This window comes from Segatella copri (assembly GCF_024330485.1).
Lineage (GTDB): Bacteria > Bacteroidota > Bacteroidia > Bacteroidales > Bacteroidaceae > Prevotella > Prevotella copri_L.
This window is the reverse complement of the sequence record NZ_JANDWX010000006.1, coordinates 77,644-92,511: the sequence shown is the minus strand read 5'-3', so window position 1 is coordinate 92,511 and position 14,868 is coordinate 77,644. Positions and strand designations below refer to the sequence as shown.

Below are 14,868 nucleotides of genomic sequence, written 5' to 3'. Positions count from 1 at the left end.
TTTATCCGATTACATTTTCGTTAAAATCTTGAACGACATCAAGCAATGCTGCCGCTAAATCTTGTTTAAGAGTAGCTACAGCAGCAGCCTTATGTTCGTTTGTCAAGTCAATTTTATCTACATTCATCAAATTGCCAATACGTACAATCACCTGCTTTGGAGCAGCCGCATTATTACTGTAATGGTTCTTGTATTTTGATTCATCTGCACCAGTATGAATACGGTTCAAAGCCTTATTTGTTCTTGGTGTCCAACGCTTTGTAGTTGTTGGAGTAACGGTTTCAGTAGGTTTCTTTGGTGTATAGACATTACCGCTAGCATCATACCATTGCGGAACCTTAAAAGGAGCACGTATTTCATATACATACTGTTTACCATTAAACACCTTCTTGTCACCAACCTTGTCACCGCCACCAAAACCTCCTGGAGATAAGGAGAAAGATGAACCTGCTGGGAAGAATCCTTCCCAATAATTTCTATCCAAGAATCGTGCGAACAACGGTCTATATCTCTCTGGAACCTCACCAATAAACGTTGCCATATTTGAGAATGCTGAATTAACCACACCAAGGAAATCTGATATTGTCATATCAGCATTGCTCTGTCTTACACGCTTCATCCACTCTGGTGTACCAAAAACACCTGTAGGTGATCCGATGATATTCATCGTTCCTGTGATACGAGCGAATACATCTTGAATTTTCATAGGGTCTATCTGCTTTCCCTTATCGAACTCATCAAGAATCTGTGTATACGCAAGAAAGGCATCTTTCATGCTTGACATTACATAATTTGTAATATCAGCCGTAGCCTTTGAGAAATAAATCTGATGCTCAGTAGGATTCTCAAAATAATCTGGAGCAGCACCATAATGCAGAGTATTGTCTATCTGACTATTAGGGATATGGAATTGTTGCCATCCTTGATTGATGACCTTGTAACGCTCAGACTGGTTAGGAGCAACGGCTATTTGTTTCAGCATCCATTCACGATAGCCCTGCACTCTTTCGTTATTCGGGTCGGCACCTATCTTCATTAATTCAAGCTGACGTGCCGTATTGTCATCAATCATACCTCCAGGAGAAAGCAACAACTTATGACCTAGCAAATTCAAATACTGTTGATTAAATTGCTTTGTTATAAGATTTTTATATCCACTTCCAGCCTTCAATCCAGCCATTTGCTCAATAACTGGAGTATATTGCTCAGTTAAACTCTTTCCAAATATTTGTCCCCAAGCGTTCTTAAGACCTCCAATATTACTAAATGCTTCCTTGTAAATTTCACCATTGGTTGTTTCAAAGAAGTTCTTTCCCTTGTCAGAACCAGCCTTTGATCCATTTTTCTCTGCCCAATAACGCTTCCAATTATCAGCAGCAGCCTTTACCATTTCGTTCTCAGTAGCGATACGGCTACTGGCAGCAATCATATTTGCAGCAAACACATCACTCTCATTGTTCAGTCTCATTGACAAAGCCCCAAGAGTACGGAAGCTATTCGCCCATTCCACATTTGCATTGTATGCGTCTATTGTTGCATTGCGAGCATTAATAGTATAAATTGTCAAAGCAGCCAATGCACCTGCACCAGCAGTTATTAAGCCTGCTTTAGTAAACAACATCCACTTTCCTATATTACCTATAGTTGACAAAATACTAGCTCCACCAACTTTTGCCAATACACCTGTTCCTGTTGCGCCAATGGTTCCAGCTGTTTGTGCTGCAACATTTGCTCCACCAACAAGTCCCATCTGCATTGCGGCATTTCTAAAAGAAGCAAATTTACCCATGCCATACATACGTGACAATATATAAAACTCCTTAAATGCAGCCACACCAGATATAATCTTTGATGTAAAATTAGCAATTCCATACAATAATTGTCCCTGCAAAAGTCCACGGATCATCATAAATCCACTCCATATACTCTTAATGGTGCTTGCTCCCAAACTAAGCCACATGTGCCACTTAATCCAATCAGCAATAAAACTTTTACTCCAATTTGGCAAAGCATTCCAAACGCCCATAATAGCTTTAAACATGCTAACCATTGAATCAATAGTCTTCAAGAACAAATCCATCATGTCCTTAAGACCTTGTGCAAACTCTGGTGACTTCATAAGGGCTATCATTCGTTGCAAGAAATCTCGTATAGCATCTTGCATTTGCTCAAACCCCTGCATACCGCTCTCTGTAAATGCAGAAGTCATCTGATACCAAAGACCTTGTATAGTGTTCTTCTTCTCATCTGCCAGATTTTCAGACAAACCAATAGACTTATCTCTATTCAAATCTGTTACCTGTTTTACCTTATCTGCATTTTGAATCAATGCAAGCGCACCTGGTGCCGCTGTTACACGGAACATATTGTTAATAAGACTCTGGAAGTCACCAGCGGACAATGACTTGCGCTTCTCATTCAATTCTGAGAGAATTGTATTGAAATCACGCATATTTCCATTCTCATCCTTCACATTTATTCCAAGAGCCTTCCAAGCAGTCTTGCCCTTCTTAGTTGGGTTCATCATATTAAGGAGCATCATACGCAATGTTGTACCTGCATGTGAGCCTTGAATACCAGCATCTCCCAATACACCAAGAGCAGCAGAAGCATTCTCAAATGACATTCCAGATTGATGTGCAACTGTACCAGCATATTTAAATGACTCTGCCAAATCCCAAAGAGTTGTATTTGTCTTTGTAAATGTCATAGTCAATACATCGGCCGCATTACTCATACGCTTTGCTGGTATTTCATAACTGGTCATAATGTTAGTGGTCATATCAGCAGTAGAGCCAAGATCAGTATCGCCAACAATAGCCAAATTTGCAATTGGACTAATTGCTTGCTGAATATCTTCAACCTTCATACCTGCCATAGCCAAGAACTTACCAGCAGAAGCTACTTGTGGTGCTGTAAACTTAGTCTCAACACCAACTTGGCGCATAATATCATTCGCCTTTGCAAACTTTTCATCAAAGTTGGCTGAAGTATCATGAGTTCCAAGAATATTCTTTGTTGTTTGCGAAATATTATCATAAGTTGTCGCATCGTGAAATACCTTTGTAACTCCAGACATCAATGAACTCAGTCCGTATGCAACACCCATACCCTTAACCATCTCAGCAGCTACATTTGTACCTGTTGTTGCGTATGTTGGACCCAATACTTGTCGAACAGATGGGAACAAACTTCTATTTACTGGGGTTCCAGAAGATGTTCGTCTGGATGTGGTTCTTGAAGCTGATTGACCTGTTGCACTTGCGGCTCCAGCGGCACCAGCTGCCGCAGCAGAAGCACCTGTAGAAGTTTGTGATTTTCCTTGACGTGGACCAGATGCAGTTATTGTAATATTACTCATTGACTTAACCTGCTCGATTTTAGCAATGAGCTTATCAAGAGATTCCATCGCAGTCTTTGTACGTGCCTTTGGATTGATATATCTCTTGTTAATATTATTGATACTCTGCTGTGTATCAGAGATCTTCTTCATAAGGTTAGTCAAATCAGACTGCGCAGCTCGTGTATTGACCTTATTGCCAGTAAATGATGTAGAAGCATTTTTACCATTGTACACACCAGCCATAGGAGCAGACATCACCTTCTGAATTTTTCCTTGACTGATAGCATTTCCAGCAACCTTTACTTCATTAAGAAGGGCAAGTACACGAGTTAATTTTTGCTCAACTCTAGTTGTATCAACATCCATTTTGACATGGTTTCTGTTCAAAGATGCAAAAGCAGAGTTTACCTTACCTATGCTCTTTGAAACGACATCAAACCTCTTGGTCAAAGCTTCCATTTGCTGAGTAGCTTCCTGGAACTTACGAATTGATTCAAGAGCTGGTGTTGAATTGACGTTTATTTGATAATTAACTGTATAATCCATTGTTATTCTAATTTTAAAAGAATAGCTGAAGGTTGAAGTATCAAGATTAAAAAAGCCTCTTACCAAACTAGGCAAGAGGCTTCAAAATACAAAATAAATTATTTATTTACGCAAGCATTCCAAGTGCGTTAGCAGACTGTTTTATAACCATTTGCTCATGCAACCATAAAGCATCCTCTGAAAATTGAGCAAACAACTCATCGTCCAACTCGTCCACGTTTATTGCTGGAAAATAATGACGTATATATATCAGTCTTTGTCTAAAGTACTGACTGTCTTTTACTTTCCAGCGGTCGATAAATTTACCAGCTTGCTCTGGCGCAACTCAATGATTCTGCCCAACTGAGGCATGGTGCCATAAATAAATAATGAATCGTCCTTAACCAACTCCTTGTCACCATCAACAAAGCAGTCCTTAGCAAGTTGGCGCATAGCACCTGCCTGGTCCTTCTGTGAGAGTGAAAGGTATGTACTGAATGCGGTAAAAGGAGGCTGCTTGAAATAAGCTACATAATAAGGCTTCTCGCCAAACTCCTCATCACCAATAACCATGATTGGGAACACACGCTTCAGCTTAGGGTCAGCCTCACGAAGTTCCTTTACTTTTGCCACAATCTCTTTCTGGAGCTTCTCGTCCTCCATGTAATTTACATTTGCTGTATCAGTCATAACTTAAATATAATATTGTTTTTTATTTATGAATAGTGAGTTTAAAAGTTAACAGGTTTGAAAAAAGGGAAGAAATCTTTCGACTCTTCCCTTAAAACACATTATATTGAAGTTACAGCCATGAACTGGTACCTTCTCCTGTTATAATATCAAAAGGATTCAAGTCGTACTCCTTTGTGATATTAGTATCATCTTGCTTACTCTCAAAGCCATCCTCGTTGAAAAGACAACCCTTCAGAGTTACTGTCTCAGCTTGCCAATCCTCACCAGCGTATGCGTTTGTAAATGAAATAATCAAGTCAAACTCGCCCAAGTCCATAAGAGAACCAGCCAGTGCTCGAAGCTGTGAGACGGTGTTGTAGTCCATTGTGATTGATGCTGTACATGTCTTGTTACCAAAACCACGGTTTACAGGATCACCACCTCGTCCATAATTAGTCTCCACCTTACGCTTCTTATTCCACTTGATTTCAGAGATACCCTGCATGATAGTAGAATCCTCAGAAATATCAAGAGCTGGAATTGAGACACGAATCATTGACCAGCTGTAGGCCACATTATTAATTACTGCCATGTGTCAATTACTTATTTGTTAAAGCAAGGCCCTCAACAACGTCAATCTCGTTAGCCTCACCTACAGGAACGATTGAAAATTTGATAATCAGTGTATCGCTCTTTAATACATTCTGAGTCTTATCAATTGTAACTGCGTAACCACTAATCTCCTCGTTAGTCTGCATGGTCTTAAGAATATCTCCAACGATATTCTGGAACATGGTAATCTTTGCAGAAGACAAATATCCAGTGCTAGGGTCAACCTTCAATGGAGAATGTACATAAGGCAAAAGAGCGTTGCGAACAGCACGTCTTGCCTTGTTTATGGTACGGTTGCGTGCAATAGTACGGTAATCACCGTTAGAACAAGTTTGATTACCACTAAGGTAAACACCATTTTCCTTTCCTTGATACTTGCACAAGAAAATATAGCCCTTATCAACAAGGCCATCTACCTGCACCTTATTCAAAGAAGAATACTTCAGAGAACTTGTAAGCTTACCATCTGTACCGAGTACAGAATTGCCAAAACCAAGCTCTATGTCTGGGAAGTAACCGATAAGGTTGAACTTGTTGACCCAAGCAATAGACTCTTCTACAGAAGCATCTGCAAGGCATCCAAGAGCAGCACCAATTACACCTACTGGAGTAAGATTCTCTGTATTCTTGATCTGCATATTTGTTACATCTGTGTCGAGACCTTGGCTGATAAGAACACTTACATAACGTTCACTATTGATACAAGAAGGAATCTTGTTCAAATCAATGGTCTTTACGTTATCTGCGGTGCCAGATACATAAGAAGTGTTTGCACTCAGCAAAATAGACAAAGGAGAATTTTCATCAGCAAGAGCCTTTGCTTTTGAATTCAAGTCTGTCACCAAATCCAATGTATAACTTGAAGCACCTGTGTCTGTCTGCTTCCAAAGAGGCTGGTCCGTCCAAACACCAAGCTGGTTAATCATACCGTGAGCAGCACGCTGCATTTGTGTGATTGCGTCCCAGTTGTTTGAGCAATCAGCAAACATGATAAACAAACGACCATTCTCACCCTGTATCTTGAAGAAATGGTCAATATGATAATAAGGAATGCCATAAAACAAATCCTTTGAACTGTCACCAGAATACTTTGTAATACCGAGTTCGGCCAAATCGTCCATAGAGTTAATCTCTATAACATTGCCCTGCAATTTATTTTTAACAGCAAGACCAGCACCAGCAGTAAAGAACTTAGGCTGCTTGGAAATATCAAACAGCAAACCAGTGACTTTCTCAGTTGAGGTTGTTGAGCTGGTTCCAATGTTACCATCGGTATCGCTCATAAAAACACCACCTAAAGGCATATCTTTGATTGATTAATATTAATTGTAGTATGGATTTTTGTAAAGAATAGCACCACCAATAATAGATGGTTGGGTGTCCTTTGTATAAACACAGCCAGTACTATCTACATACAATTCATCGTATTGACTAAACTTCTTCAAGACTGCATCAACTGACGCTGGAACTTCTGGAGTTGCCTGGCTTTCTGATTTAGAACCACGCTTTGAAGTCTTCTTCTCCTTCTTTTCCTCTGGAGCAGGATCTTGTGGAAGTTTGTCATCATTTGTATTCGTGTCCACATTCTCAGTTACAACATCTTCTGGATTTGCATCAACTGACGCTGGAACTTCTGGAGTTGTTTCTGAGGCTGTGTCAACATTTTTAATTTCATCGGCACTCTCTGGCACCTCTTTATTCTTTAATCTAGCCATAACTTGTGTAAAATCTAAAAAAGGGAATGGAGTCAAGCCCCACTCCCTTTAAAATATATTTTGAAGTATCTAAGTTGGTATTACTCAGTAGCCTTGTAAGCTGTCCAAACAGTAATCTCCTTTGGACGAACAATGTTTACGTCCATCTTCATACGCATCTGGAAGAAGTAAAGCTCACTGTTGGCCTGCAAACGCTCAACCTTAACAACCTCTGAGTCATTAGCGTAATCAACACCCATCCAAAGGTTAGAGTCCATACCAGTAGAGAATACACCCAAAACGATAGTGTGCTCTGGAACTCCTACGATAGGGATGATTCGCTTACCCTTGAAACGATACTCATTAATCTTGGTGTTGTCTGAGTACTTAACCTGCTTGTCGTTGAGATATTGATCGTACAAATCCCAAACATCCCAACCAGTTACAAAAACGAGGTTAGAATTCTTACGTACAGCCTTTGGACACTTACGCCACATGGCACGAAGAGCAGCCTCTACTTGCTCACCAGTGGTAAGCTCTGTATTACCAGCGATAATACACTGGCCACCAGCCTTATCCACTTCTGTTGCATCGGTCTTGGTATTGTCAATAATACGCTTAATTGCACCATCGAAATACTTCATCGGGCCACCAGCATTGTCGCCACCAATATCTGTACCGTCAGTAGGAGTTGTAATCTTAGCAGCCGCCTTGCCACCCTTTGCAGAGCACCAGATAGACTCACCGATATACTCGTTCTTCTTCTCAATCAAAAGGCGAAGCATAGTGGCTTGCAGCTTTGGATCAAGGTCACGGAACACAAGATTACCATTTGGCTGTGCGAATTTCCAATACTTCTCGTAATCACGAGGATTAAACTCAAGGTAAACCATGAAATCCTTTGGCTCCAAATAACGCTCATTGAACGTATATTGATTCAAGCCACCCTCTGTACCAGCACCAGCACCCTGGGTAGTTGGTGTAGGTACATTGTCCTGGATGATTTTACCCAACTCAACAGAAGGAATCGCATACTTATACTGAATACCAGACTTAATATGGATAAGACCTTCCTTATATGTATCATTACCTTGCGCTGTATAGGTTAACAAGTCTTCAAGGACCTCACCACTATAGGTATTTTGCGCAAAATTTACTGAACTTGGCATATATTATTTATAATGTTTTTTAGTCAAGTGTATTAAATTGAAAATCTGGGGCGATTCGAGCCTCAATTTCAGCTTGCAGCTTTTTCTGTGCCTCAGTCAAGTTATCCTTGGCATTGTCAATATTAGCTGGATCAGTTGCGATTTGCTCTGAAATCTTCTCACGGCCTGTGATAGAATCCAAAGTTGCCTTTACGGTTTCAAGATTCGAGTGAGCCATCTCAACCCACTGCTCCTTTGACTCTGGCTTAATCTTTCCAGCCTTCACAGCTGCATCAATAAGCGACTCAATTTCAGCATCCTTTGCCGCACTCTCTGCGTCCTGGTATACTTTCAACTGATTTTTAACAGAAGCCAACTCTTCATTCTTGTTGTTCAGTTCTGTTTCAACACCAGCCTTCTCAATCTTTAACGCATCATAAGAAGCCTGTACTGTCTTCAACTGTTCCTTTGCATTCTTCAGTTCTGTGAGCTGATTTACAACATCAGCAACCTCAGAATCCTTTGGCAAACCAAGTTGAGCACAAACAGAACCAAAAGCGAATACATCTTGTTCTTTATTCATTTCTTGAGAATTTTGTTTTTCGTTCTGATTTTGATTAGGAATAGAACCATTATTTTCTTGTGGTTTAATTTCACCTGCTTCAGCGCAAATATCAACCATCATTTTTTGTATTGCAACTGCATCTGTCAAGTCTTTCATCTGGTTTTTTACCTTTGAACAAACTTGTTTAGAAGTTTTCAATATATTTTCTGCTGGAATGATACCTGCATCAACTGCTTGTTGAGCATCAAAATAGGTTCCATCACATCCTTCATCACCATCCATTATTGACTGTACCTTTTCTTTTGACAGGCCAAAACGCTTACGATAAATTGTTTCAATCTGCTTTCTGAAAGCATTTACCGTCTGTTGCGTGTCTGGATCCATATTGTCCTTATTTCCGCTACGCAAGAATGGATTGTGAATCATCAAGATAGAATAGTCACGCATATATGCCTTGCTTCCAGCGGCCCATAAAACAGAAGCCATTGAAGCAGCCAAACCATCAATAACGGTTTCTACAGGAATCTTACTTTCCAGAAGAATACTGAATGTGCTCATTCCATACAAAACACTTCCACCTTCACTGTTAATGCAAACAATAATCTTAGAAGGTTTAATGTAATCGTGAAGCCACAAAAACTCATCATTGAATTGTCGTGTACTACAGTCATCTATTCTGCCATAGAAGCGCATAATAGCAGGTTGGTCTTCATGCGCTTCTCCTACGACATATTTTAATTCTTCGCTATTCATTTCCGATTTTTTCAAAGAATAGAATGTATTTTTTTAGATAGTTGTATTATTCACCTGTATTATCACCAATATCTCCATCACCTTCACCCCCTGTATCAACATGTGGCTCAAATTTTGCAACATCTTCAAACTTAGGTGTTTGATGATCACCATGATTATCTTGATCGTGTTCTGGAGCATCGGAATGGTTCGTGTATGGTGGCATTACTAAATATCTATCAACCCAATTTCGATATTGGAATGAAGAACTTGTTCTAAACCATATTTCATAATCTATCCAGTATGGTTGCAAGCCATTGTCAAGAGATTCTGGCATATCAAAATACTGAAGATTGCATCTCTCATTCAGTGCAGATTCATGGTCTTTGGCATCCTGGATGGCATCATTGACACGTTGAAAAACATCAAATCCCTGCAACTCAACATCATCATCACTATTATTCAAATTATTGAGAACAAATCTTATTCTCATTGTTGCACGTCCTTCACCAATTCGTTGCTGTGCAACTAAGAACCTTACATTTACAAATCTGACAAATGCTGCTGGGAAGGCTACTGCATATTCAGTGTTTCCCTTAGAGCGAATAATACGCTCAAACTGACCGTTATCTATTTTTACCGTCTTAAACAATCTATCAGAATTGTCATCGTTTGGGTCAACACGAATAGATTCCAAGACTCTTTTAACAGCCTTATATACATTGATTATAGGGTTATCTTGAATCTCTTCTTGCGTTGTTTCATCTGGAATTTCTGGAGTTTCAACTTTTTTATCTTCATCTGGCTTCTTGTGCTTATCAACCAAACGAGTTGGAACAATTAGTGGGTTCTTTATATCGTTCATTTAGGAAATCCATCAAAAATACGAATACTATAAGATTGTAATTTATCATTTAACACTGTAGAATATCCAATAAACTGTCTTTGAATACTTCTTACCCCTGTGTTTCCATAAGTGTGCGAGCCACTTGGGTCATTGTGAACAGCAGCATAACAAAAGTTTCTTCCATATTGCCTTTTACTATGTTTAAAAGCAAATGGATCAGTATAAATGGAAACACCACGCTTATTACCAGTCCCCTTAAAATGCTTCCATACTATTGAATTTTTCAGATTTCCAGTTTCTTCAAGTAATGGGTGTCGTTTTTTATCTCGTCTAGGTTGCCAAGCAAAAGAACTTGCAGAATTAAAACGTCTTAAATAAAAAGACTGCTTGAAAATATGCTTGGCTGCATCACCCATTATAGTTTCAAAGTTAAACACATTAACCTCAAACTTATTAGGTAATACAGCCCACTGCATCATTAATTGCTTTGGAGTTATTACTTGTCCAGCCATTTTTCCTTTATTGATTTTGAAATAGATTTCAACTTTCTTTTATAACCTTTTGGTATCTGGAAATACGGATGCTGTGCTCCAAATATTTTTCCTCCCTTGCATACACTATCAGAGAAAATAGGGTTTATGAAATCTGGCTTATCTACAATTTTAGACTCTATATTTGCCAAGTCTTTATGATTCAGAACATCATCGCCTTCTTCTATCAAGAAGCATCTACATCCATAGTCTATAGGTGGAATAAGCCATGCAGGGAAGGATGACTTCGGATAGCTTGTTCCCTCCAATGCAAGATGCCAAGGCCTAACACGTTCATCTCCCTGTGTCATGTATGTTAAAATTGCAGACTCGTTGTACTTAACCCATCCAGCAGCTATGCCCATAGCATAATTAACATCGTCATTTTCAACATTAGCATAAATATGATTGTATAAATAACAAATGTCTTCACAATTCTCCTCGTTCTCTTCATCTTCAGAATCATAAACTTTAGACACCTTATAGGCCATCTGGAATTCTTCTGCTACAGCAAAGTCTATAATATTATCTAACGCTGCAAGCAATATTTTTCGACTTTCCTTGTCCTGTGAAGTCAAACCATTGTTTTTGCTGCGAACCAAATCCATTGCATCTTCAAGGCTTAAATTAAAACCCTGCAACGCATGATTTACCATAAATTCAATACGCATATCAATGATTGCTTGAAGCAATTCCCATCTATCAGTTTCATTCTGATACTTTTCTAAGAACTTTTTGAAAATTGATAAGATAGCATTATATTCTGCCATATCATCGGCATTATCTTTGGAAGAGGAAACGCTACCAACTATTCCTCTTCCTCGAAAAAATTTTCAACGTTCTTTTTCTCCCCCCGTTTATGGCCATAGCGTCTAAAATATTCCTCGTCAGACATGATTCTTCTATCATGTGGAGATTCACCACCAGTTGGTGCCGCTGGACCACCGTTAATGCCATTCGTATTATTAAACTGCTCACCAACAACTATACCAAACTCTTTTTCGATTTCGTCTGGTGACACTACATATTTATTCGTTAAAAAGTCATACAAAGAAATCTTATCTTTGTTATTCATCTCTACACGATTTGAATACTTAAATTCAAGACCTGGTGAAATATAACCCATTGCAACAAGTCTAGGAATAATCTCTTCATTCATCATGTTTTCAATGAAATCACGATAAGCCTCAATGCGCTCTCTAAAAATATCCTGGTGGGCAGACGTAGAACCTACGTATGATTGTGTTTCACCAGACATGGTTTCAGAACCAACAATAAGGTTAGAGACTTCCTTGTTAACAAAATCAATAAGACTTGTGTAAATATGCTCAGAATTTGACATCGTAAATGTCTTAACATCAACAGAATCATTGAGTCCTGTTACTATAATTTTATTCTGAGCTGCATTCGCTATATTTTGCGCAAGTCTTTGTCTATCTTGTACACTCTCAGAGTCAGTCTTTCCATGAATGATTGGTTGACCATAAGTATGAGAGAAGTTTACATAATTTGCAACAGTAAATTTCTTTGCAAGAATCAATGGTGTAGTTGCAGAAAACAAGCCCAAGTCTCCAGTGTTAATTAACACATAATTGGTTGAATACGCTTGTGTATTCAAATCCCATCCTGGAGACCACTGCCCTTGTCGTTTGACAACACGGCATTGGTTTGCAAGTACATTTCTACGTTCTATAATATTAACCTCTTTAAGCTTTCCTGTTCTAGGGTTAATATCTGGCATTATTTCTAGCAAGGTATATCCATACCATTTAGCTTCAACAATACCTTGAATGATTTTTGTGAACTGAGAACCTTGTATTTTTCTTGTCTCTTCCACATCTTTTATATACTTACCACGATCATTTTGTCGAGCAAGCATATAACGCTCACCTATAATTTGTGACTTAACGGTTTCAAGCACACCATGAAGATGAGCATCTTGTTGAACACATGCCTCATAAAGATCCATCAGCGGGCCTCTATCATCCAAAACAACACCTCTAGAAACGTCAGATTGAACAGTTTTATATCTGCAATGTCTGTCTATTTCTCGAACATATTCTTGAATGGTCTTCTTGCTTGTTCTAAAAATACTCTCCAGGTATGTGCCATGAAACGTTGCCGCAGTACCGATATTATCCATATATTTAGAGTTTTTCAAAGAATAGTTTTATCGACTTTTTAATGTTGGGCTATATTTTACCTATATAATATTATAACAACTTATATATAAATAATCAAAATTATAGGAATATCAACACAACACCCTTGTTTACAAGCGTTTTTTGTATTATTATATGTTAAAATGATATTTTTATTTTGCCATTTCAAATATTATATATATCTTTGCACCGATAATTTCATTGTTTAATCAAAATTCAAGTAAAATGAGTAAGGAAACAGAATTTTACAGAATCAAAATGATCTACCAGGGAGAGAAAGAAGACGGTGGTATCGACACCATTAAGTCTGAGGATCTGGTAATGGCATCTAATTACACAGATGCAGAAAAAACTGCATTCAAGTTGATGGAAGACAAGGCTATTGACGATATGTCAACGGTTAAGTACGAAATCCTCAAGACAAAGATTGCAGATGTGATTTACAACAACACATTCGTTACTGACACAGAATTGGTTGGTGGTTTGTTTGTTTATTACTTTGAAGAAAGTGATAAAACAGAGGTTGGACTCTATTCTGTTCAAGTAAACTACATTGAACTGAAAGAAAATGGAAAGGAGAAGCGTAGCACAGAAACGCTTTATATTCCTGCAACAACACCACAAGAGGCAGCATCGCTCATTTCAAAGCATTTGAAGCATGTTGGCGAGACACGTGATTGGGTCATCAGAAATGTCAAATACGACAAGGCTCAGTCTGTTCTTGTAACCAAGAGCAAACACGAAAAGGACGTTGCATAATGACATCTCCAATGGGGACTGGAAGAACTGTACAAACAATATGTACTGAAGTATCTATTCCAGAATTCCCAAAACTCCTTTTTGGAACACACAGTGATGGTAGCAGATTCTTTGATGCTACTGAATATTTTACATCTAAAGACCCATCAAAGGAATTAACTGTTGAGGACTTCTTTGTAAAGTTCAATTTTCAGATTCAAGCAATTGCTAAAACTTACGATTTGAAATCTGGAGATTTTGTTCTCATTAATAAAAGTGGGCACCAATTGATTAACGGAGCTTTTTGCTATCCGTTCCTATCTTATGTCGATCCGCAATTCTGCGCTTACATGAATGAAGTCATGGATGAATTATTTACAAGAGGATTCGTGATGTCAGATACACAAATTATATCTCTTGCAAAAGAACGAATCACGCCAGAATTAGCAAAACAAATATGGAATGGCTAATGTTCAATGGCATAAGGCAAAATCTATTTTAATTTTCAATAATCGAAAGGTTCTGGTGGCTATTACAGCTTCATTGAATGAAACTGCAAGAATATCAGACATAAAGCCAAGCAACATCTCAAACGCATGTCTTGGGAAAATCATGTCGTGCGGCAAATATTACTTTCGATATTTCCATGATAATGTTGAAATAGACTTGTCAGATGTCGGCACACTTAAATTAGAAGAATATGACAAATTATGTGGTGTAAAAAGAAGAGTATACACCAACATCGCAATGAATCGAAAGAATTGGAAATATAATAAAAACAAAGAAAATGACAACAGAAGTAAAAAACAATCAGTTGAAGGTAAAGGTGATTAACAAGTCTAAGCACGAGCTTCCAGCATACTACTCAACACCTCAAAGTGCTGGTATGGATCTGCGTGCTAATATAGACGAGTCGCTTACACTTCACCCAATGGAGCGAAAGCTCATTTCTACAGGTATTTACATGGCACTGCCAATTGGCTATGAGGCACAGATTCGTCCTCGCAGCGGTCTCGCCTTGAAGCATGGCATCACCGTGCTTAACACTCCAGGAACAGTTGATGCAGACTATCGTGGAGAAGTTATGGTTCTTCTTGTAAACCTCTCGCAAGAAGACTTTATCGTTAACGATGGTGAGAGAATTGCTCAAATGGTCATTGCCAAACACGAGCAAGCTGATTTCGTAGAAGTTACAGAACTTGACGAAACAGATCGTGGTGATGGTGGATATGGCCATACTGGAGTTAAATAATTGAGTCGTGTGCGTCTTATTAGGCGCACACATATTTATAACACTATT

General features: G+C 38.6%; 15 protein-coding genes. 4 read left to right on the top strand and 11 right to left on the bottom strand.

Annotation, left to right across the window (positions count from 1 at the left end):
- Position 1: 1 nt before the first annotated feature.
- The 11 genes from NNC77_RS05705 to NNC77_RS05655 form a co-directional block, all read right to left on the bottom strand.
- Positions 2 to 3,889: a phage tail tape measure protein gene (locus NNC77_RS05705; protein WP_254970006.1), complete on the bottom strand. Its 3,888-nt coding sequence runs from the start codon at positions 3,887 to 3,889 to the stop codon at positions 2 to 4.
- A gap of 279 nt (positions 3,890 to 4,168) precedes the next feature.
- Positions 4,169 to 4,558 carry a hypothetical protein gene (locus NNC77_RS05700; RefSeq protein ID WP_254970008.1) on the bottom strand — a complete coding sequence of 130 codons (390 nt, stop codon included), beginning with the start codon at positions 4,556 to 4,558 and terminating at the stop codon, positions 4,169 to 4,171.
- A 112-nt stretch (positions 4,559 to 4,670) separates the two neighbouring features.
- Positions 4,671 to 5,132 carry a hypothetical protein gene (locus NNC77_RS05695; protein ID WP_254970010.1) on the bottom strand — a complete coding sequence of 154 codons (462 nt, stop codon included), beginning with the start codon at positions 5,130 to 5,132 and terminating at the stop codon, positions 4,671 to 4,673.
- A gap of 7 nt (positions 5,133 to 5,139) precedes the next feature.
- Positions 5,140 to 6,456, bottom strand: coding sequence for a DUF2586 family protein (locus NNC77_RS05690; RefSeq protein ID WP_254970012.1), 1,317 nt, complete (start codon positions 6,454 to 6,456; stop codon positions 5,140 to 5,142).
- Between the two features lie 18 nt (positions 6,457 to 6,474).
- On the bottom strand, positions 6,475 to 6,867 hold the full coding sequence (locus tag NNC77_RS05685; protein ID WP_254970013.1) for a hypothetical protein: 393 nt from the start codon (positions 6,865 to 6,867) through the stop codon (positions 6,475 to 6,477).
- A gap of 80 nt (positions 6,868 to 6,947) precedes the next feature.
- Positions 6,948 to 8,015 carry a hypothetical protein gene (locus NNC77_RS05680; protein ID WP_254970014.1) on the bottom strand — a complete coding sequence of 356 codons (1,068 nt, stop codon included), beginning with the start codon at positions 8,013 to 8,015 and terminating at the stop codon, positions 6,948 to 6,950.
- Between the two features lie 19 nt (positions 8,016 to 8,034).
- A complete protein-coding gene (locus NNC77_RS05675) occupies positions 8,035 to 9,312 on the bottom strand; it encodes a Clp protease ClpP (protein WP_254970015.1) in 1,278 nt (425 codons plus the stop codon).
- A gap of 46 nt (positions 9,313 to 9,358) precedes the next feature.
- The gene (locus tag NNC77_RS05670) at positions 9,359 to 10,156 is read right to left on the bottom strand and encodes a hypothetical protein (RefSeq protein WP_254970016.1); all 798 of its coding nucleotides are present in this window, start codon (positions 10,154 to 10,156) and stop codon (positions 9,359 to 9,361) included.
- Complete coding sequence (locus NNC77_RS05665; protein WP_254970017.1) at positions 10,153 to 10,650, bottom strand: hypothetical protein; 498 nt, start codon at positions 10,648 to 10,650, stop codon at positions 10,153 to 10,155. The genes NNC77_RS05670 and NNC77_RS05665 overlap by 4 nt, the downstream gene beginning before the upstream one ends.
- The gene (locus NNC77_RS05660) at positions 10,635 to 11,438 is read right to left on the bottom strand and encodes a phage head morphogenesis protein (protein ID WP_254970018.1); all 804 of its coding nucleotides are present in this window, start codon (positions 11,436 to 11,438) and stop codon (positions 10,635 to 10,637) included. Before NNC77_RS05660 ends, NNC77_RS05665 begins: the two co-directional genes overlap by 16 nt.
- A 38-nt stretch (positions 11,439 to 11,476) precedes the next feature.
- The gene (locus NNC77_RS05655) at positions 11,477 to 12,811 is read right to left on the bottom strand and encodes a phage portal protein family protein (protein WP_254970019.1); all 1,335 of its coding nucleotides are present in this window, start codon (positions 12,809 to 12,811) and stop codon (positions 11,477 to 11,479) included.
- A gap of 244 nt (positions 12,812 to 13,055) precedes the next feature.
- On the opposite strand from NNC77_RS05655, the gene NNC77_RS05650 reads away from it, so the two are divergent.
- The 4 genes from NNC77_RS05650 to dut are packed head-to-tail and all read left to right on the top strand — an operon-like array spanning position 13,056 to position 14,820.
- Positions 13,056 to 13,589 (top strand): DUF4494 family protein, encoded by a 534-nt coding sequence (locus NNC77_RS05650; protein ID WP_254970020.1) that lies wholly within the window; start codon positions 13,056 to 13,058, stop codon positions 13,587 to 13,589.
- Entirely contained in the window at positions 13,589 to 14,038 is a 450-nt protein-coding gene (locus tag NNC77_RS05645; protein ID WP_254970021.1) for a hypothetical protein, read from the top strand. Before NNC77_RS05650 ends, NNC77_RS05645 begins: the two co-directional genes overlap by 1 nt.
- A complete protein-coding gene (locus tag NNC77_RS05640; protein ID WP_254970022.1) occupies positions 14,031 to 14,402 on the top strand; it encodes a hypothetical protein in 372 nt (123 codons plus the stop codon). The genes NNC77_RS05645 and NNC77_RS05640 overlap by 8 nt, the downstream gene beginning before the upstream one ends.
- Positions 14,356 to 14,820: a dUTP diphosphatase gene (gene dut / locus NNC77_RS05635; RefSeq protein WP_254970023.1), complete on the top strand. Its 465-nt coding sequence runs from the start codon at positions 14,356 to 14,358 to the stop codon at positions 14,818 to 14,820. Before NNC77_RS05640 ends, dut begins: the two co-directional genes overlap by 47 nt.
- Positions 14,821 to 14,868 lie beyond the last annotated feature (48 nt).

Excerpts from the sequence above, each read along its gene's own strand:
- NNC77_RS05675 (WP_254970015.1), bottom strand. The coding sequence starts at position 9,312 with ATGAATAGCGAAGAATTAAAATATGTCGTAGGAGAAGCGCATGAAGAC.
- NNC77_RS05650 (WP_254970020.1), top strand. The coding sequence starts at position 13,056 with ATGAGTAAGGAAACAGAATTTTACAGAATCAAAATGATCTACCAGGGA.
- NNC77_RS05695 (WP_254970010.1), bottom strand. The coding sequence starts at position 5,132 with ATGGCAGTAATTAATAATGTGGCCTACAGCTGGTCAATGATTCGTGTC.
- NNC77_RS05670 (WP_254970016.1), bottom strand. The coding sequence starts at position 10,156 with ATGAACGATATAAAGAACCCACTAATTGTTCCAACTCGTTTGGTTGAT.
- NNC77_RS05690 (WP_254970012.1), bottom strand. The coding sequence starts at position 6,456 with ATGCCTTTAGGTGGTGTTTTTATGAGCGATACCGATGGTAACATTGGA.
- NNC77_RS05645 (WP_254970021.1), top strand. The coding sequence starts at position 13,589 with ATGACATCTCCAATGGGGACTGGAAGAACTGTACAAACAATATGTACT.
- NNC77_RS05680 (WP_254970014.1), bottom strand. The coding sequence starts at position 8,015 with ATGCCAAGTTCAGTAAATTTTGCGCAAAATACCTATAGTGGTGAGGTC.
- NNC77_RS05640 (WP_254970022.1), top strand. The coding sequence starts at position 14,031 with ATGGCTAATGTTCAATGGCATAAGGCAAAATCTATTTTAATTTTCAAT.
- NNC77_RS05705 (WP_254970006.1), bottom strand. The coding sequence starts at position 3,889 with ATGGATTATACAGTTAATTATCAAATAAACGTCAATTCAACACCAGCT.
- NNC77_RS05700 (WP_254970008.1), bottom strand. The coding sequence starts at position 4,558 with ATGACTGATACAGCAAATGTAAATTACATGGAGGACGAGAAGCTCCAG.
- NNC77_RS05655 (WP_254970019.1), bottom strand. The coding sequence starts at position 12,811 with ATGGATAATATCGGTACTGCGGCAACGTTTCATGGCACATACCTGGAG.
- NNC77_RS05660 (WP_254970018.1), bottom strand. The coding sequence starts at position 11,438 with ATGGCAGAATATAATGCTATCTTATCAATTTTCAAAAAGTTCTTAGAA.
- dut (WP_254970023.1), top strand. The coding sequence starts at position 14,356 with ATGACAACAGAAGTAAAAAACAATCAGTTGAAGGTAAAGGTGATTAAC.
- NNC77_RS05685 (WP_254970013.1), bottom strand. The coding sequence starts at position 6,867 with ATGGCTAGATTAAAGAATAAAGAGGTGCCAGAGAGTGCCGATGAAATT.
- NNC77_RS05665 (WP_254970017.1), bottom strand. The coding sequence starts at position 10,650 with ATGGCTGGACAAGTAATAACTCCAAAGCAATTAATGATGCAGTGGGCT.